Below are 16,955 nucleotides of genomic sequence, written 5' to 3'. Positions count from 1 at the left end.
CATCCTCACGTTCACGACCGGCGATGCCGGATGTCTCGCACCATAGCCCCGCTGCCCCGTCCAGGCCCGTCCGGGTCCGGTTCGTGTGTTCTTCAGTGGTACGCCCACTGCGGCAGAACGAAGCCGCCGCCCGGTGCCAGGGGGTTCCGGCGTGGGCGGCGGCTTCGATATGGGGGTTACGTCAGCTGCAGCTGGTCGCGATGCCGTGCGCCTTCAGCCATGGAGCGGGGTTGATCTGACCCCACATGCCCTTCCACACCTCGAAGTGCAGGTGCGGCCCGGTCGAGTCGCCGGTGGAGCCCTCGTATCCGATGACCTGGCCGGGGGTGACCTTCTGGCCGGCCTTCACCGTGGTCTTGTTCATGTGGGCGTAGTGGGTGTAGGTCCCGTTGCCGTGATCGATCAGCACCGAGATGCCGTAGCCGGAGTAGACCCAGCCCGCGGCGACCACGGTGCCCGCGCCGACCGCGTGTTCGGGGGTGTTCTCGGCGGCGGCGAAGTCGATCCCGGCGTGCAGTACGCCCCACCGCTGCCCGTAGCAGGAGGTGACCTGGGCTCCGGGGATGGGGCTGACCCAGGCGGCAGCGGCCTTCTTGGCCTCCGCCGCCTTCTTGGCGGCGGCTTCGGCGGCCTTCTTCGCGTCCGCGGCCTTCTTCGCGGCGTCGGCCGAAGCCGAGGCCGAAGCTGAGGCCGACACCGACGCCGCGGCGTCCCGCGCCGACCGGTCGGCGATCATCGCGGCGGCACTCCGGGAAGTGTCCAATGCGGTAGCTGATGTGGGGGTTGTGGGGGTGGAGAGGTTCGCCGCGGCGAGCCCGGCTCCGGTGATGCCGGCGAGCGCAGCGATCACGATGACCTTGCGACTCTTGCCGGCGAGGCCGCCCCGAACCCGGGTGACGAGGTGCGCCGTGTGGCGACGCCCAGCGTCCAGAACGGTCTTCGAATTATCCTCAGGCACCAATGCCTCCCTCGGTCCTCGTTGACACGAGGCACAAGATTGCCTGGTCAGAGCCCTACTGGCGACCCCCTAGGGGTAACGACCCCATGCGCAAATCACCCATTTCCACAAAATTTGGGTTGGCGGGAATAGTGAGCTGGCCCACTGCGATGTTTGTGACCGCAATCACATCGAACCGGACATCCGGGCGGTTCATGACCAGCGCTGGGCAAGCCGGGGAGCAGCAAAAACGCCCACACCGACCGGTGTGGGCGTAAGTTCTCGACTAGGGCCTAGCTGAAGATGTTCTCCATCTCGAGCTTCAAATCAACGCCGTGCTGCTTGAACCAGGCGACCGGCTCGACGGCTTCCCCATTGACGTGGATCTCCAGGTGCAGGTGCGGTCCGGTCGACTGGCCGGTGTTGCCGACGAGCGCGATGACCTGACCGGCCTTCACGTGGTCGCCCGCCTTGACCAGCAGCTGCGAGGAGTGGCCATAGACGGTGGCCAGGCCGTTTCCGTGGTCGATCATGACCATGTTCCCGTAGCCGCCCCGCCATTCGGCGATGACCACGGTGCCGTCGTGCACCGCCGTGAACGGCGTGCCCTCCGGCGCGGCGAGGTCGACGCCCTTGTGCGGGCGGCCCCAGCGCATGCCGAAGTTGGAGGTGAACTCGTAATCGTGCAGGGGCAGCAGCCAGGCGTCGGACGCGGCGACGGTGGTGGAGGCCAGCCCGGCGCCGCCGGTGCGGTCGTTACGGCTGGTCTGATCGGCAGCGGCATTGCGTTCCTGCGCGAGGGTGGCGCTGTCGGTGCTGTCGAGGGCGGCTGCGTTGGCCTTCTGGTCGGGCATCGCGGCGCCGGCGCCCAGAGCGACGATTCCGGCTCCGACCAGTGCGGTGGTGACTACGCCGACGTAGCGGCTGCGAGGGGGCGTCGGGACGCGGCGGCGACCTCGGTACTTATCGCGCTCTCGTAGCGGCTCTGGCCGGTACTGCAACGCAAACACCCTCCGTCGATGTGGCCCGGTGGCGTTCTCCGGACCCGACCACCTCGGTGACTTTCAGGTGATCCTGACCTTGTGCATCGGTAGCGCAGTCAAAGGCACTGCGGGACAACGTAGCGAACCCCTAGGGGTTCACACAAGTTCCGATGCGTGATCAACATACGGACAGTGCGAGTGTGCGACACGAAGTGTCCGAGTCCGACACTATTAGGCAGGAAAATCGTTGATTACTCTCCGTCGCATTTGGAGAACTCTGCGGTAGCCGCGGACCGGCTTACCAGTCAAGGCTTTCGCAGGTTACCGTTCGTTAAGGCCCGCGACGGACGGCGGGCAGGCCGAGAGGGTGGAAGCAAATGTCGGATCCCATCAGGGTGGTCGTCGCCAAGCCGGGCCTCGACGGGCACGACCGGGGAGCCAAGGTAGTCGCCCGCGCGCTGCGCGACGCCGGCATGGAGGTCGTCTACACCGGGCTGCACCAGACGCCGGAGCAGATCGTGCAGACCGCGATTCAGGAGGACGCGGGCGCGATCGGCCTGTCCGTACTCTCCGGCGCGCACCTCACGCTGTTCCGCCGGGTCGTCGAACTGCTGAAGGAGCGGGAGGCGACCGACATCGTCGTCTTCGGCGGCGGCATCATCCCCGACGCCGACATTCCCGAGCTGGAGTCGCTGGGCGTCGCCAAGATCTTCACGCCGGGCGCGACCACGCAGTCCATCGTCGATTGGGTCCGGGCACACGTGCCGACCCACTCGGCCGCGTAACCACCGGCATCAGACAGCACGCGGCCGCCGTTCGCTGAACGGCGGCCGCGGCGCGTATAGCAGAAAAGGGAGGAGCCGGACGCACCCCTCACACGTCCGGCTCCTCATATGCACGACGCCCCGCCGCCACCCCTCGACCGACAGGGCATCGGCCGTTTTACCTTGTCAGAGCCACCCCTCAGTGCTCTGACATCCACTTCAACGAGGCCTGACCGAGGGGGTTACGCGGCCCACGAAAAAAGATCCGGGCGACTTTTCCGCCGCACCGCGACCCACGCTCCGCCGCCGGGCCGCCGGGCGTACGCCGTTGACGGGCAGCGATGCCCGCGGCTGTGGGATCGTGCACAAATCGGTACCCGAACGGCCGTTCGGGAGGGGGGCAGTAGTTAGGCTGCCGCTTAAGATGGCCCGTCTCATCAGGCGACGGGCTCCCCAGACTGGACGGAACGGGACGCTTACGTGGACCTGTACGAGTACCAGGGGCGCGACGTCTTCGAGAAGCACGGCTTGCCCGTGCTCGGCGGCGGCGTGGCGGCGACCCCCGAAGAGGCCCGGACGATCGCCGAGCGCCTTGGCAAGAGCGTTGTTGTCAAGGCTCAGGTGAAGGTCGGTGGCCGAGGCAAGGCCGGTGGCGTGAAGCTGGCGGCGACGCCGGACGAGGCGTTCGACCGTGCGAGCGACATCCTCGGCATGGACATCAAGGGCCACACGGTCCACAAGGTGATGCTCGCCGAGACCGCGGACATCGCCGAGGAGTACTACTTCTCCTACCTGCTCGACCGGGCCAACCGGACCTTCCTCTGCATCGCCAGCGTCGCCGGCGGCATGGAGATCGAGCAGGTCGCACACGAGACGCCCGACAAGGTCGTCAAGCGCCCGATCGACGCGACCGTCGGCGTGACGCCGGAGATCGCCCGCGAGATCGTGACCGCCGGTCAGTTCCCGGCGGAGGTGGCCGACCAGGTCGCCGACATCGCCGTCAAGCTGTGGCAGACCTTCGTCGCCGAGGACGCCACGCTGGTCGAGGTCAACCCGCTCGCCAAGACGGCCGAGGGCAAGGTGCTCTGCCTCGACGCCAAGGTGACGCTGGACGAGAACGCCGGGTTCCGCCACCCCGACCACGAGGCGCTGGAGGACAAGTCGGCGGTCGACCCGCTGGAGCAGGCCGCCAAGGCGAAGGACCTCAACTACGTCAAGCTCGACGGCGAGGTCGGCATCATCGGCAACGGCGCGGGCCTGGTCATGTCGACCCTCGACGTCGTCGCGTACGCCGGGGAGGAGTTCGGTGGGGTCAAGCCCGCGAACTTCCTCGACATCGGCGGCGGCGCGAGCGCCGAGGTGATGGCGAACGGTCTGGAGATCGTGCTGTCCGACCCGGCCGTCAAGAGCGTCTTCGTGAACGTGTTCGGCGGCATCACCGCCTGCGACGCGGTCGCCAACGGCATCCTGCAGGCGCTGGCTCTGCTCGGCGACCGTGGCGAAGCCGTGACCAAGCCGCTGGTCGTCCGGCTGGACGGCAACAACGCCGAGGCCGGCCGGGCGATTCTGGACGGCGCGAACAACCCGCTGGTCGAGCGGGTCGACACCATGGACGGCGCCGCCAAGCGCGCCGCTGAGCTCGCCGCAGTGGGGGCATGACATGGCCATCTGGCTCACCAAGGACTCCAAGGTCATCGTCCAGGGCATGACCGGCTCGGAGGGGTCGAAGCACACCCGCCGCATGCTGAAGGCCGGGACGAACATCGTCGGCGGCGTGAACCCGCGCAAGGCGGGCACGACTGCCGACTTCGACGGGACTGAGGTTCCGGTCTTCGCGACCGTGGCCGACGCCATGGCCGCGACCGGTGCCGACGTCTCCGTCATCTTCGTGCCGCCGGCGTTCACCAAGTCCGCGGTCATCGACGCGATCGACGCCGGCATCGAGCTGGCCGTCGTCATCACCGAGGGCGTACCGGTCCACGACAGCGCCTCGTTCTGGGCGTACAACGTGGCCAAGGGCGGCAAGACCCGGATCATCGGCCCGAACTGCCCCGGCATCGCCTCGCCCGGCGCGAGCAACGCGGGCATCATCCCGGCCGACATCACCGGCTCCGGCCGGATCGGCCTGGTCAGCAAGTCCGGCACGCTGACCTACCAGATGATGTTCGAGCTGTCCGACATCGGCTTCTCCACCTGCGTCGGCATCGGCGGCGACCCGGTCATCGGGACCACGCACATCGACGCGCTCGCGGCCTTCCAGGAGGACCCGGAGACCGACGCGATCGTCATGATCGGTGAGATCGGCGGCGACGCCGAGGAGCGCGCGGCCGAGTTCATCAAGGCCAACGTGACCAAGCCGGTCGTCGGCTACATCGCCGGCTTCACCGCGCCGCCCGGCAAGACCATGGGTCACGCCGGCGCGATCATCTCCGGCTCGTCGGGCACCGCCGAGGCGAAGAAGGAGGCCCTCGAGGCCGCGGGGGTCAAGGTCGGCAAGACCCCCTCGGAGACGGCCCGCCTGATGCGCGAGATCATGGGCCGCTAGTTCTTCTGGTACGCGTAAAGGAGCCCCCGGCGCCGTCATCCGGTGCCGGGGGCTCCTGCCGTTCGGTCAGTAATTCGTGTTGTTGCTGCTGAAGACGCCCGCGCAGAGGGCGACGATGCCGCCGATCACGTAGACCGCGGTGATGGCGATACCCAGCCAGAAGGCGACCTTGCCCAGTGTGGCGTCGCTGTTGGTCTTCTTGGCCTCGTTCATCGAGAGCCAGCCGAACAGGATGCCCAGCGGGGCACAGCAGACCAGGCCGAGAACGATGCCCAGGATGCCGAAGAGCATCGTGTTGTTCTTCGCTCCCGGGGTCACCGGAGTGACGGGCGCCTGGTAGGGCGGCGGATACTGGCCGCCCGGCGGCGGCCCGTACGGGGACCCGCCGGGCGGTGGTGCGCCGGGTGGCTGGTAGGTCGAACTCTCGTAGACCGATCCACCACCGGTGGTCGGAGCCTGGTAGCCCGCGCCGGCGTTGGGGTCGTATCCGCTGCCGGTGCTGGGCGGTTCGTAGCCGCCGGCCGCCCCGGAGGACGGAGTGGCGCCCGTGTCGCCGCCGGTGCCGGAGGAGCCGCTCGGGGGCTCGTAGGGCGAGGGCGTCGGGTTCTGGTCCGTCATGCCTGCCTACCTCCTCGCCAGATAGACGATCCAGTAGATGATCGCGGCCACGGTGACCAGGACGCCGATGACCATGGCGGCGGTGCCGAGGCCGGTGGACTTGCCGAACTTGCGGGCCTGATCGCGGGAGAGCTTGCCGAGGATGATGCCGATGATCCCGCCCGCCACGCCGCCGCAGCAGATGCTGACGATGATGCCCAGGACCCCGAAGAGGGTCGAGTTGTCCCGTCCGGCCGGTTGCACCGGCATCGGCGGAGGGACGGGCTGCGGCGCGTTGTACGGTCCGGTCACAGGGCCCTCCTCGTTGCGATCAGTAATCGACCTTGAGCAGAGCGTAAAGCCGACACAGCGGACGCGTGAGTACTTTGTGGTTATCGAGTTGCTCTTGTGGTTAGGTTGGCGCTGATGGCAGGCACCCCGGACGAAGAGACGCTGGCGGCGGCGGAGGCGAAACACCTGTCGCTCCGCGAGACCGTCGCGTTCGATTTGCACGAGCCGGCCGGGCCGTCCGACACCGACGAGACACGGGTTCCGCGGCAGAGCGCGCGCGGCCGCGCGCCCGCGATGGCGACCACGCGACGCGTACGCCCGTTGCCGTGGCCCCGGGCGATCGCGGCGACCGTGGTGAATGCCCTGCTCGCGGCGTTGACGGCGGTGCTGCCCGTGACGCTGCTGACCGCAGGCGCGCTGCTGGCCGCGGATCAGCCCGTGAGCACGTCGGCGAGCGTACGGGTGGGGCTGGCGGGCTGGCTGCTCAGTCTCGGGGTTCCGCTCCGGACCGACCTCGGGACGCTGACCCTCGCCCCGTTGGCGTTGGGCGCGCTGGCGTGCTGGCGGCTGTTCCGGGCAGGGGTGCACACGACTCGGGCGCTCGGCGCGCGCGGCAGCCGGGATCTGCGCCGGGTCGGCCAGATCGGGCTGCTCCTCGGCACGGCGTACGCCCTCCTCACCGGACTGTCGGGCTGGTTCGTCGACGCCGGGGCGATCGGGGTCGCTCCCCCACGCGCGGCGCTGCACGGCCTGGTCAGTGGGGTGATCTTCGCCGGACTCGGCGCGCTGCGGGCCACCGGAGCCATCGCGGTCGTGGCGCGACGCGTACCCAAGGTGATTCGAGACGCGACGCGGACCGGCGGCGTGGCCGCCCTGCTGGTGATCGGCGCGGGCGCGGGAGTGACCGGCGTGGCGGTGGCGCTCCACGGCGGCGACGCGAACGCGATCCTCGCGGGCTATCGGACGGACGTGGCCGGACAGGCCGGCGTGACGCTGGTGAGTCTGGCGCTGGCCCCGAACATGGCGGTGTGGGCCGCCGCCTACCTGCTCGGCCCCGGCTTCGCCTTCGGGCCGGCCGGCGTGGTGCGGGCCTCCTTCGTCGGCCTGGACGACGTACGCCTCCCGGCGCTGCCGGCCTTCGCGGCGATGCCGGAGAGCGCCCTCGGCGGCCTGGCGAACGTGGTGCTCGGCCTGCCTTTGCTGGCCGGCATCGCGGCGGGCTGGCTGCTGACGCGACGGCGGCTGCGCCCACGAGACGGAGTCATCCCAGAAGTACGCTGGGGGCACCTGCTCACCGGCTCGATCCTCGCCGGTCCGGTGGCCGGGCTGGCGCTGGGGCTGGCCGCGGCCATCGCGAGCGGGCGGCTGACCACCGCGGTCGGCCAGGTCGGGCCGGCGCCGCTCAGCGTGGCCTTGATGGGCTCCGGAGTGACTGCCCTGGGCTGCCTCATCGGCGCGCTCGGGACGCGGCCGCTCTACGAAGCCCGGCGGCGCACTACGGCGGAATAGAAGCAGCGGGCGACCAGAGGGCCGCCCGCTGTTCTGGATCCGCGATCAGCGGTTCACGGCGTAGATGATGTTCCAGATGATCCCGAGCGCGACGCAGACGTAGCCGATGATGGCCAGGGTCGGCTTGTTGCCGTGCTTGTTCGCCTGGATGTGCGACAGGATCGCGAACACGAGGCCGATGGGTCCGCAGCAGATCAGACCGATCACGATGCCGAGCACACCGAAGAGGGTGGTGTTGTCCTTACCGGCCGGAGCAGCCGGCTGAGGGACGACGGGCTGGGTCATAAGGGGTTCTCCTTAGCTTGTCAGCCCCATCAATGGGGCACGCGGGATTGTAATCATGTCCTGCAACGGTTGGGACCCCTGTTTCACAAGTGAATCTGTGGGACTGCTGGGAAAACGCGGCACGGCGGCCGGAGATTGGACGAATCTCCGGACCGCCGCGGGCCACTCGCTCAGTAGTTGTCGACGACCTGGTCGTGCAGATCGTCATTCCAATGGGTGGTGAAATTGCACAGCGCGCCGAGGAGCGCGATGACGCCGAGCACGATGCCGACCCAGCCGAGCCACTTCATGCTGGCGCGATGCTGCTTCACCCGCTGGAGATGCAGGATGCCCAGGATCACCGCGGGAATGCCGCCGAAGAACGGGGCGCCGTCGAGGAACCAGCAGCAACAGCAGCCGGTGCCGATGATGCCGAAGACGAGGGCGAGCCAGCCGAGGATGTTGTTCGGGCCGCCCATCCGGTTCATCATCGAGTTCGGGTCGCCGGGCGGCGGGGTAGCCGGCGGCGGGTAGGTCGGCTGGCCCGGGGCTGCATAACCGCCTTGCGGCGCGCCGTACCCGCCTTGGGGCACGTTCGGCGGAGTCGTGGCGGTCGGCGGCAACGGCGGAGGCGGCGGGATGTCGGGCGTGGTCGACTGCCCCACCGGATCCGGTGCGGCGACCGGTTCGGGCGCAGCGGGCGGCACGGCCCAGGCACCCTGGTGGCCGGTTCCGGCCGTCGGCGTGTCGGGCGTGTCGGGCGTACCGGCCACGTGCTCCGGCTCCGGTGTGTCCGGTGAGGTCACGGCAACCTCCTCCTGGCGGTCTTAGCTAACTTTGTGACGTTTTGCCCAACATAGGGCAATTCATCGGGCTGGGTCCGCGAAATCGCTGATACCGGGCCGGATAGGGTTTGCCGGTGACCACTCGCAGCCCCCGCAAACTCGTGGTGCTGATCTCCGGCTCGGGCTCCAACCTCCAGGCGCTCCTCGACGCGTGCGCCGATCCGGCGTACGGGGCACAGGTCGTGGCCGTCGGAGCGGACCGGGACGGCATCGCCGGGCTCGACCGGGCCGTCGCGGCCGGCGTACCGGTCTTCGTGCACAAGGTCGCCGACTATCCCGACCGGGTCGCGTGGGACGTGGCGCTCACTCAATCGGTCCGGGCGTACGAGCCGGACCTGGTGATCAGCGCCGGTTTCCTGAAGCTCGTCGGCAAGGCGTTCCTCGCGGACTTCGGCGGCCGTTACATCAACACGCACAACGCGCTGCTGCCGTCGTTCCCGGGCATCCACGGCCCGCGCGACGCGCTGGCCTACGGCGTGAAGGTCTCCGGAGCCACGTTGTTCATGGTGGACGACGGGGTCGACACCGGGCAGATCATCGCGCAGGTGGCGGTGCCCGTCCTCGACGACGACACCGAGGAGACGCTCACCGAGCGGATCAAGGAAGCCGAGCGGGCACAGCTCGTGGAGTACGTCGGGCGCATGGCCCGCAACGGTTGGACCATCTCTGGACGAAAGGTGACAGTCGGGTGACCATCGAGGCCGCCGCCGAGCGTAAGCCGATCAAGCGGGCGCTGATCAGCGTCACAGACAAGTCGGGGCTGGAGGGCCTCGTGAAGGCGCTGCGCCAGGCGGGCGTGGAGATCTTCGCGACCAGCTCCACCGCAGCCTTCCTGGAGACGGTCGGTCCGCCGGTCCACCGGGTCGAGGACCTCACCGGGTTCGGCGAGGCGCTGGGCGGCCGGGTCAAGACCCTGCACCCGAACGTCCACGCCGGACTGCTGGCCGACACGACCAACCCCGAGCACGTCGCCGAGCTGGAGAAGCTGGGCATCGAGCCGTTCGACCTGCTGGTCTCGAACCTCTACCCGTTCCAGAAGACGGTGGCCTCCGGCGCGTCGCTGGAGGAGTGCGTCGAGAACATCGACATCGGCGGGCCGGCGATGGTCCGCGCGGCCGCGAAGAACCACAACAGCGTCGCGGTCGTCGTCGCACCGCAGGACTACACGGTCATCCACGCCGCGCTGAAGCTGGGCGGGTTCTCGCTCACCGAGCGGCGGGCCATGGCCGCCCGCGCCTTCGCCGAGATCGCCGACTACGACCTGGCGATCGCCCAGTGGACCGGAGCCAACCTGGTCGAGCTGGAGCCGACCGCCCCGGGCGCCAACAGCTGGCCCGAGTTCGGCGGCATCGCCGGCTGGCGGGTGGCCAACCTGCGGTATGGCGAGAACCCCCACCAGGCCGCGGCGCTCTACATCGACCCGTGGGGCGCGGCCGGGCTGGCTCGGGCGCAGCAGCTCGGCGGCAAGGAGATGTCCTACAACAACTATGTGGACGCCGACGCCGCCTGGTCCGCCTGCAACACCTATGAGGGCGTGGCCTGCGTCGCCATCGTCAAGCACAACAACCCGTGCGGCATCGCCATCTCGCTGGAGTCGGTCGCCGACGCGCACCGCAAGGCCCACGCGTGCGACCCGGTGTCGGCGTACGGCGGGGTCATCGCGGCCAACACCGTCGTGACCGAGGAGATGGCCCGCCAGCTGGAGGGCGTGTTCACCGAGGTCATCGTGGCCCCCGGCTACACCGACGACGCGCTCGCCGTGCTCACCGCCAAGAAGAATCTGCGTACGCTCGTCGCCCCGGCCTGGCAGCCGCAGGGGGTGGAGCTGAAGCAGATCTCCGGCGGTTTCCTGGCCCAGTCGCGCGACCTGCTTCAGGCCGACGGGGACTACGTGGACAACTGGCGGCTGGTCGCCGGTGAGCCGGCGACCGCGGAGCAGCTCGACGATCTCGAGTTCGCCTGGGGCGCCTGCAAGTTCGCCAAGAGCAACGCCATCCTCATCGCCAAGAACGGTGCCGCCGTCGGCATCGGCATGGGCCAGGTCAACCGGGTGGACTCCGCCCGGCTGGCCGTCTCCCGGGCCAACACGCTGGGCGAGGAGGGCGTCGAGCGTACGCGGGGCGCGGTCGCCGCGTCGGACGCGTACTTCCCGTTCCCCGACGGGCTGGAGATCCTGATCGAGGCCGGGGTGACCGCCGTCGTCCAGCCCGGTGGATCGATCCGGGACGAGCAGGTCATCGAGGCCGCGCAGAAGGCCGGCATCACGATGTACTTCACCGGCAGTCGGCACTTCTGGCACTGAGACGCAGTCGGCAGTAGCGCCCGAACGCCCGCTCCCAGATCGGGGGCGGGCGTTCGGCGTACACCTTGGTGTTAAGCGACCACGTGCCGCTGCTCGGCGAAGTGGCAGGCGGACGGGTGCGGGTCCGCGGCCGGGCGGAGCACGAGCAGCGGCTCCTCCCGGGCGCACTTCTCCTGAGCCTTCCAGCAGCGCGTGCGGAACCGGCAGCCGGACGGCGGGTTGGCCGGTGACGGCACGTCACCCTCCAGGCGGATGATCTCGCGGTGGGCGCGGGCCTCGGGGTCGGGCACCGGCACCGCGGAGAGCAGGGCCTGGGTGTACGGGTGGGTGGGCCGCGCGTAGATCTCGTCCTCGGTCCCCAGCTCGACGATCTTGCCGAGGTACATCACGCCGACCCGGTCGGAGATGTGGCGGACCACGGACAGGTCGTGGGCGATGAAGATGTAGGAGAGGCCGAACTCGTCCTGCAGCTTCTCCAGCAGGTTGATGACCTGGGCCTGGATTGACACGTCGAGGGCCGAGACCGGCTCGTCGCAGACGATGACCTCGGGCCGCAGGGCGAGCGCCCGGGCGATGCCGATGCGCTGGCGCTGACCGCCGGAGAACTGGTGCGGGTAGCGGTTGATGTGCTCGGGGTTCAGCCCGACCAGGTCCAGCAGCTCCTGTACGCGCCGCTGACGGTCGCCCTTGGGCGCCGCCTCCGGGTGGATCTCGTACGGCTCACCGATGATGTCGCCGACGGTCATCCGCGGGTTCAGCGAGGTGTACGGGTCCTGCATGACCATCTGCACGTTGCGGCGCAGCCGGCGCAGCTCCGAGCCGCCCATCTTGTAGATGTCGCGGCCGTTGAGCTTGGCCCGGCCGGCGGTCGGCGCCTCCAGCCGCATGAGCAGCTTGGCCAGCGTCGACTTGCCACAGCCGGACTCGCCGACGATGCCCAGCGTCTCCCCGCGCTTCAGCTCGAAGGAGACGCCGTCGACCGCCTTGACCTCGCCGACCTTCTTCTTGAACAGGATGCCCTGCCGGATCGGGAAGTGCTTGACCAGGTTCTCGACCTGGAGGATGGTCTCAGATTCGGCCATCGAGCAGCTCCTTCGCGAAGTGGCAGGCGCTGGTCCGACCCCCACCGAGGTCGAGCAGCGGCGGCTTGGTCGTCACGCAGATGTCCTGCGCGTACTGGCAGCGCGGGTGGAAGGCGCAGCCGGTCGGCGGGCGCATGAGGTTCGGCGGCAGGCCCTTGATGGTGGCCAGCTCCGTGCCCTTGGCGTCCAGCCGGGGGATCGAGTCCAGCAGACCCTTGGTGTAGGGGTGCGCCGGGTTCTTGTAGAGCGCGTGGACGTCCGCGTGCTCGACGATGCGGCCGGCGTACATGACCGCGATCCGGTCCGCCACGTCGGCGACGACCCCCAGGTCGTGGGTGATCAGGATCATCGCCATGTTGAGGTCGCGCCGGAGCTCGGCCAGCAGGTCCATGATCTGGGCCTGCACGGTCACGTCCAGCGCGGTCGTCGGCTCGTCGGCGATGAGGACCTTCGGGTCCATGGCCAGCGACATCGCGATCATCACGCGCTGACGCATACCGCCGGAGAACTGGTGGGGGTAGTCCTTCACCCGAGCCTTGGCCGCCGGGATCTTCACCTGGTCCATCAGCTCGACGGCGCGGGTCATCGCGTCCGCCTTGGACATCCCCTTGCGCTTGCGCAGGGTCTCCGAGATCTGGTTGCCCACCGTGAAGACGGGGTTGAGCGACGACAGGGCGTCCTGGAAGACCATCGAGATCTCCTCGCCCCGGACCTTACGGCGCTCCTCCTTCGACATCGTCAACAGGTCACGGCCGCGGTAGAGGATGCGCCCCTTGGTGATCTTGCCGGGCGGCATGTCGAGGATGCCCATGATGGCCTGGGCGGTCACCGACTTGCCCGAGCCGGACTCGCCGAGCACGGCCAGCGTCTCACCCGGGTTCAGGTGATACGAGACGCCGTTGATGACCTTGGAGACCCCGTCGCGAGTGTGGAACTCGATGAACAGGTTGTCCACTTCCAGCAGGTGCTCACTCATTCCCGTCACCGCATCTTCGGGTCGAAGGCTTCGCGGATGGCGTCGCCCAGCATGATGAAGGCCAGCACGGTCAGGGCCAGGAACACCGACGGCACGATCAGCGGCGTGGCGTCCTCGCGCATGTGCACGCGAGCGTCCGAGATGTCCAGGCCCCACGAGATGCTCGGCGGCTGCAGCCCGACGCCCAGGAAGGACAAGGTCGCTTCCGCGGCGATGAAGGATCCCAGCGCGATGGTGATGATCACGAGGAACGGCGCGAGCACGTTGGGCATGATGTGCCGCCACATGATCCGGCCGTTGTTCGCGCCCAGCATGCGCGCGGCCGCGACGTAGTCCTGTTGCTTGGCGCTGATCACCGAGGAGCGGACGACTCGCGCTGCGGTGGTCCAGCCGAACACTCCGAGGATGCCGATCAAGGCGAGGAGCCGCAGCGGCTGATTGTCGCTCGGAACGTTCTTCAGGAGCACGACGGCACCGAGGATCAGCGGAATCGCCAGCGCGATGTCGACGATCCGGGACACGATCGCGTCGACCCAGCCGCCGAAGAACCCGGCGACCATGCCGATGACCATCGCCAGCAAACCGGCCAGCAGCGCTGCGCCCGCCCCGATGAGCAGCGAGTTGCGGGCGCCGTAGACGGCGTGCGCCCAGACGTCGCAGCCCTGGAAGTTGTAGCCGAAGATCGCACCACCGGACGGGCCGGCCATCTGCCTGGACAGTGTGCAGTCGTTCGGGTTGGCACTGGTGAAAAGCGACGGCCAGCAAGCCATGACGATCGCGACGAGGGCGATCAGCGACGCGATCCAGAAGAGCGGATTACGGCGCAGTTCACGCCAGGCGTCGGCGGCGGCGCTGCGTACCTTGGTGATCTCCGGGGTCTCCGGGGAACCGACGGGGAAGAGCGAGCCTCGGGTGGAGGTGCTCAGCTCGCTGCCGGTCTCGGTCTCAAAGTCACTCATAGCGAATCCTCGGGTCCAGCACCGCGTACAGCACGTCGACGATCAAGTTGGCCAGGATGTAGATGACCACCAGCATGCTGACGAAGGTGATGACGGTCGGCCCGTCGTCCAGCTGGATGGCCCGGTAGAGCTTGCCGCCGATACCCGGGATGTTGAAGACGCCCTCGGTCACGATCGCGCCGCCCATCAGGTTGCCGAGCTCGACGCCGAGGAAGGTGATGATCGGGATCAGCGAGTTCCGCAGCACGTGTACGCCCACCACGCGGAAGCGGGTGAGGCCCTTGGACGTGGCGGTACGCACATAGTCGGCGCGGAGGTTGTCGAAGAAGGACGCGCGGGTCAGCCGCATGGCCGTCGCGAGCGACAACGCGCCGAGGACGAGGCCCGGCAAGATCAGGGAGGTGAACGGCTTGTCCGGCGTATAGATAACGGGGAATATCTTCCATTGGATGCCGAAGAGGAACTGAGCGAGCGGCGCCAGCACGATGCTGGGAATACCGATGACCACCAGCGTCAGGATCAGGGTCGAAGTGTCGAAGACGCCACCCCGGCGAAGGGCGGCGACGATGCCGGCGCTGACGCCGACGACGACCGTGAAGACGATCGCGATCAGGGCGATCTTGCCCGTCAACTGCAGCGCCCGCCCGACCTGGTCGAAGATGTCCTGCCGGTTCGACGTCTGCAGATTTCCGGTGAAGAAGTCCCGCAGGAAGTAGAGGTACCGCGTGAAGAACCCCTCGTTGAGGTGGAACTGCTCCGTCAGCGCGGCGCGCTGTTGCGCGGACACCGGCTTTTCACCGGCCAACGCCTGGATGGGATCACCACCGCCGGCGAACATCAGGCTGTACACGATGAACGTGGCGCCGAAGAAAGTGAGCACGCCTTGGAGCAGACGGCGCACGATGTAGCGGAACATGAGTCAAGTCTCTCCGGGTGTGGGAGGTTTCGGGGCGAATCCCCCAAATAGGGATCGCCCCCGCACGGGCCCGGAAAGATCTTGAGGCCCGGCTCACTGGGAGGTGGCGCCGCCCCCCTCCTTAACGGAGAGTGACGACGCCACCTCGATCAAGACTGGGCTGGGATCAGCCGGTGTGCTCGATCTTCAGCAGGTCGACCCGGTTGAACAGGTCGATCTCGACGTTCTGCACCTTGGTCGAGATGCCGTAGTTGTTCTGGCCGAACCGCAGCGGCAGCACCGGCATGTCCTTGGCGAGGAGATCCTCGGCCTGCTGCCACTTCTGGATGGCGGCGTCCGAGGTGCTGGCCTCCCGGCCCTCCTGGACCAGCTTGTCGAACTCGGCGTTGCTGTAGCCGTAGTAGTTCGACGAGCCGTTGGTGCTGTACAGCGGGCCGAGGTAGTTCTCCATGGACGGGTAGTCCATGATCCAGCCCATGCGGAACATGCCGACTTCCTGCTTCTTCTCCACCTTGTTGAGCAGGTCGGCGAACTTGGCGGTCGGAACGCCGACGCACTCCACGCCGAGGTTGTTCTTCAGCTGGTTGCAGGTCGCGTCCACCCAGTCCTTGTGGCCACCGTCGGCGTTGTAGCTGATCTCCAGCTTCGACGGGCCGTTGTTCTCGGTGTAGAGCTGCTTGGCCGCAGTCGCGTTGAACTCGCAGTTCGCGCCACAGGTGTTGTCGCGGTAGCCGCCGACGACCGGCGACACGAAGGAGTACGCCGCCTTCTGCGAACCCTTGAAGACCTGGTCCACGATCTCCTGACGGTTGATCGCCATCGAGATCGCCTTGCGCACGTTGACGTTCGAGAAGTTCTTGTCGTAGGTCGGGAACGCCAGGAACTGGAAGCTCGACGCGGGGCTGTGCAGGTAGCGGTCGCCCAGGTCACCCTCGGCCGTGCCCAGGTTCGCCGTGGGGATCGTCAGCATGACGTCGTTGTTGTCGGCCAGCAGGTCGGCGTACTCCGACTCCGGCGTCTGGTAGATCTTGAACTGAACGCCGGTGATCTTCGGCTGCTCACCCTTGTACTCGTCGAACTTGGCGACCGTGATCGACTGGTCGTGCTGCCAGGTGCCGTCCATCTTGAACGGCCCGTCGCCGATCGGAGCGTCCTTGAAGTCCGACTTCACGGTCCCGTCGGAGGTGAAGGCCGCCTTCGGCAGCGGGTAGAAGGCCGTGTAGCCCAGCATGGTCTTGAAGTCGCTGAACGGCGCCGAGAGCGTCACGGTGAAGGTCGTGTCGTCGACCTTCTTCAGGCCGGACAGCTTCTGCGCGGTCGGCTGCGGCGACGGGGACGCCTCCGTGGCCGTCGGGGCGACGTCGTTGTAGCCCGCGATCTGCGAGAAGAAGTACGAGTTCTGGGACGCGCCCTTGTAGGCGGCGGCGTTCCAGGCGTCGATGTAGCTGTCGGACGTCACGGCCTCGCCGTTGTGGAACGTCCAGCCGCTCTTGATCTTGATCGTCCAGACCTTGTTGTCCGACGAAGTGATCGAATCGGCCTGGACCTCGACCGGCTTGTTATCGGCGTCGTAGTTCACGAGCGGCGCGTAGAGCGCGGCAAGGACCTGCGAACCACTGGTCTCGTTGGTGTCCGCCGGGGTCAGGTACTGCGGCTCGGCAATACCGATCCTGACGGTGCCACTGGAGCTGCTACCGCTGTCGCCGCCACCACCGCAGGCCGAGAGGGCCAGTGCGGCGCTGAGCGGGATCGCAGTCCAGGCAGCAAACCTGCGAACCTGCATTGAGCCTCCTCATCTCCTACGTCGTCACAGGGTGTGACCCGCGACAACGTCCGGCAAAGGTATGGCGAAGCTCGACGCACGCACAAACTTGATCAATCACATCTCTGTGACGATCGAGCATTGTGAACTTGCGCAGCATCTCCTCGCTCTGATATTGAGCACCGCCCTGCCGGACGGGCGGATATTTCCGGATTATGCCTTA

The 16,955-nt window shown here is 67.9% G+C and carries 17 protein-coding genes; 6 read left to right on the top strand and 11 right to left on the bottom strand.

Going from position 1 to position 16,955, the window contains the following annotated elements; translation table 11 throughout:
- Positions 1–181: 181 nt before the first annotated feature.
- Positions 182–958 carry a M23 family metallopeptidase gene (locus AB0H43_RS07185; RefSeq protein WP_359997843.1) on the bottom strand — a complete coding sequence of 259 codons (777 nt, stop codon included), beginning with the start codon at positions 956–958 and terminating at the stop codon, positions 182–184.
- A 272-nt stretch (positions 959–1,230) separates the two neighbouring features.
- A complete protein-coding gene (locus AB0H43_RS07180) occupies positions 1,231–1,938 on the bottom strand; it encodes a M23 family metallopeptidase (protein ID WP_359997840.1) in 708 nt (235 codons plus the stop codon).
- 359 nt (positions 1,939–2,297) lie between these two features.
- Here AB0H43_RS07180 and AB0H43_RS07175 point away from each other — a divergent pair, with 359 nt between their 5' ends.
- The 3 genes from AB0H43_RS07175 (at position 2,298) to sucD (ending at position 5,229) form a co-directional block, all read left to right on the top strand.
- Positions 2,298–2,705 carry a cobalamin B12-binding domain-containing protein gene (locus AB0H43_RS07175; protein WP_359997839.1) on the top strand — a complete coding sequence of 136 codons (408 nt, stop codon included), beginning with the start codon at positions 2,298–2,300 and terminating at the stop codon, positions 2,703–2,705.
- A 459-nt stretch (positions 2,706–3,164) separates the two neighbouring features.
- Positions 3,165–4,343 (top strand): ADP-forming succinate--CoA ligase subunit beta, encoded by a 1,179-nt coding sequence (gene sucC, locus AB0H43_RS07170; protein ID WP_359997836.1) that lies wholly within the window; start codon positions 3,165–3,167, stop codon positions 4,341–4,343.
- A gap of 1 nt (position 4,344) precedes the next feature.
- Positions 4,345–5,229, top strand: coding sequence for a succinate--CoA ligase subunit alpha (gene sucD / locus AB0H43_RS07165; protein WP_359997833.1), 885 nt, complete (start codon positions 4,345–4,347; stop codon positions 5,227–5,229).
- 66 nt (positions 5,230–5,295) lie between these two features.
- On the opposite strand, the gene AB0H43_RS07160 is transcribed toward sucD, so the two are convergent.
- Together AB0H43_RS07160 and AB0H43_RS07155 are read right to left on the bottom strand one after the other, a co-directional pair.
- The gene (locus AB0H43_RS07160) at positions 5,296–5,847 is read right to left on the bottom strand and encodes a hypothetical protein (RefSeq protein ID WP_359997830.1); all 552 of its coding nucleotides are present in this window, start codon (positions 5,845–5,847) and stop codon (positions 5,296–5,298) included.
- 6 nt (positions 5,848–5,853) lie between these two features.
- The gene (locus AB0H43_RS07155; RefSeq protein WP_359997827.1) at positions 5,854–6,138 is read right to left on the bottom strand and encodes a DUF4190 domain-containing protein; all 285 of its coding nucleotides are present in this window, start codon (positions 6,136–6,138) and stop codon (positions 5,854–5,856) included.
- Between the two features lie 114 nt (positions 6,139–6,252).
- Between AB0H43_RS07155 and AB0H43_RS07150 the strand changes: the two genes are divergently transcribed.
- A complete protein-coding gene (locus tag AB0H43_RS07150) occupies positions 6,253–7,626 on the top strand; it encodes a DUF6350 family protein (RefSeq protein ID WP_359997824.1) in 1,374 nt (457 codons plus the stop codon).
- Between the two features lie 45 nt (positions 7,627–7,671).
- On the opposite strand, the gene AB0H43_RS07145 is transcribed toward AB0H43_RS07150, so the two are convergent.
- On the bottom strand, positions 7,672–7,911 hold the full coding sequence (locus tag AB0H43_RS07145; protein WP_359997821.1) for a hypothetical protein: 240 nt from the start codon (positions 7,909–7,911) through the stop codon (positions 7,672–7,674).
- Positions 7,912–8,081: 170 nt separating this feature from the next.
- Positions 8,082–8,696 carry a DUF4190 domain-containing protein gene (locus AB0H43_RS07140; RefSeq protein ID WP_359997818.1) on the bottom strand — a complete coding sequence of 205 codons (615 nt, stop codon included), beginning with the start codon at positions 8,694–8,696 and terminating at the stop codon, positions 8,082–8,084.
- A gap of 113 nt (positions 8,697–8,809) precedes the next feature.
- On the opposite strand from AB0H43_RS07140, the gene purN reads away from it, so the two are divergent.
- The gene (gene purN / locus AB0H43_RS07135; protein ID WP_359997815.1) at positions 8,810–9,427 is read left to right on the top strand and encodes a phosphoribosylglycinamide formyltransferase; all 618 of its coding nucleotides are present in this window, start codon (positions 8,810–8,812) and stop codon (positions 9,425–9,427) included.
- Positions 9,424–11,037, top strand: coding sequence for a bifunctional phosphoribosylaminoimidazolecarboxamide formyltransferase/IMP cyclohydrolase (gene purH / locus AB0H43_RS07130; RefSeq protein WP_359997813.1), 1,614 nt, complete (start codon positions 9,424–9,426; stop codon positions 11,035–11,037). The genes purN and purH overlap by 4 nt, the downstream gene beginning before the upstream one ends.
- A gap of 71 nt (positions 11,038–11,108) precedes the next feature.
- Here the strand turns inward: purH and AB0H43_RS07125 are convergent, their stop codons facing one another.
- The 5 genes from AB0H43_RS07125 to AB0H43_RS07105 form a co-directional block, all read right to left on the bottom strand.
- The gene (locus tag AB0H43_RS07125; RefSeq protein WP_359997810.1) at positions 11,109–12,119 is read right to left on the bottom strand and encodes a dipeptide ABC transporter ATP-binding protein; all 1,011 of its coding nucleotides are present in this window, start codon (positions 12,117–12,119) and stop codon (positions 11,109–11,111) included.
- Positions 12,106–13,095 (bottom strand): ABC transporter ATP-binding protein, encoded by a 990-nt coding sequence (locus AB0H43_RS07120; RefSeq protein WP_359997807.1) that lies wholly within the window; start codon positions 13,093–13,095, stop codon positions 12,106–12,108. The genes AB0H43_RS07125 and AB0H43_RS07120 overlap by 14 nt, the downstream gene beginning before the upstream one ends.
- A gap of 5 nt (positions 13,096–13,100) precedes the next feature.
- Positions 13,101–14,054: an ABC transporter permease gene (locus tag AB0H43_RS07115; RefSeq protein ID WP_359997805.1), complete on the bottom strand. Its 954-nt coding sequence runs from the start codon at positions 14,052–14,054 to the stop codon at positions 13,101–13,103.
- Positions 14,047–14,970 carry an ABC transporter permease gene (locus AB0H43_RS07110; protein WP_359997803.1) on the bottom strand — a complete coding sequence of 308 codons (924 nt, stop codon included), beginning with the start codon at positions 14,968–14,970 and terminating at the stop codon, positions 14,047–14,049. The genes AB0H43_RS07115 and AB0H43_RS07110 overlap by 8 nt, the downstream gene beginning before the upstream one ends.
- A gap of 166 nt (positions 14,971–15,136) precedes the next feature.
- Positions 15,137–16,753, bottom strand: coding sequence for an ABC transporter substrate-binding protein (locus AB0H43_RS07105; protein ID WP_359997800.1), 1,617 nt, complete (start codon positions 16,751–16,753; stop codon positions 15,137–15,139).
- Positions 16,754–16,955 lie beyond the last annotated feature (202 nt).

The organism is Hamadaea sp. NPDC050747, from assembly GCF_040654195.1.
Classification (GTDB): domain Bacteria; phylum Actinomycetota; class Actinomycetes; order Mycobacteriales; family Micromonosporaceae; genus Hamadaea.
Note: the sequence above shows the minus strand (reverse complement) of the source record. Positions and strands in the feature narration are given on the sequence as shown.

What these genes read in the sequence shown, in the direction of transcription:
- AB0H43_RS07175 (WP_359997839.1), top strand. Translation starts at nt 2,298, where the DNA reads ATGTCGGATCCCATCAGGGTGGTCGTCGCCAAGCCGGGCCTCGACGGG.
- sucD (WP_359997833.1), top strand. Translation starts at nt 4,345, where the DNA reads ATGGCCATCTGGCTCACCAAGGACTCCAAGGTCATCGTCCAGGGCATG.
- AB0H43_RS07160 (WP_359997830.1), bottom strand. Translation starts at nt 5,847, where the DNA reads ATGACGGACCAGAACCCGACGCCCTCGCCCTACGAGCCCCCGAGCGGC.
- AB0H43_RS07150 (WP_359997824.1), top strand. Translation starts at nt 6,253, where the DNA reads ATGGCAGGCACCCCGGACGAAGAGACGCTGGCGGCGGCGGAGGCGAAA.
- AB0H43_RS07145 (WP_359997821.1), bottom strand. Translation starts at nt 7,911, where the DNA reads ATGACCCAGCCCGTCGTCCCTCAGCCGGCTGCTCCGGCCGGTAAGGAC.
- AB0H43_RS07125 (WP_359997810.1), bottom strand. Translation starts at nt 12,119, where the DNA reads ATGGCCGAATCTGAGACCATCCTCCAGGTCGAGAACCTGGTCAAGCAC.
- AB0H43_RS07120 (WP_359997807.1), bottom strand. Translation starts at nt 13,095, where the DNA reads ATGAGTGAGCACCTGCTGGAAGTGGACAACCTGTTCATCGAGTTCCAC.
- AB0H43_RS07115 (WP_359997805.1), bottom strand. Translation starts at nt 14,054, where the DNA reads ATGAGTGACTTTGAGACCGAGACCGGCAGCGAGCTGAGCACCTCCACC.
- AB0H43_RS07110 (WP_359997803.1), bottom strand. Translation starts at nt 14,970, where the DNA reads ATGTTCCGCTACATCGTGCGCCGTCTGCTCCAAGGCGTGCTCACTTTC.
- AB0H43_RS07105 (WP_359997800.1), bottom strand. Translation starts at nt 16,753, where the DNA reads ATGCAGGTTCGCAGGTTTGCTGCCTGGACTGCGATCCCGCTCAGCGCC.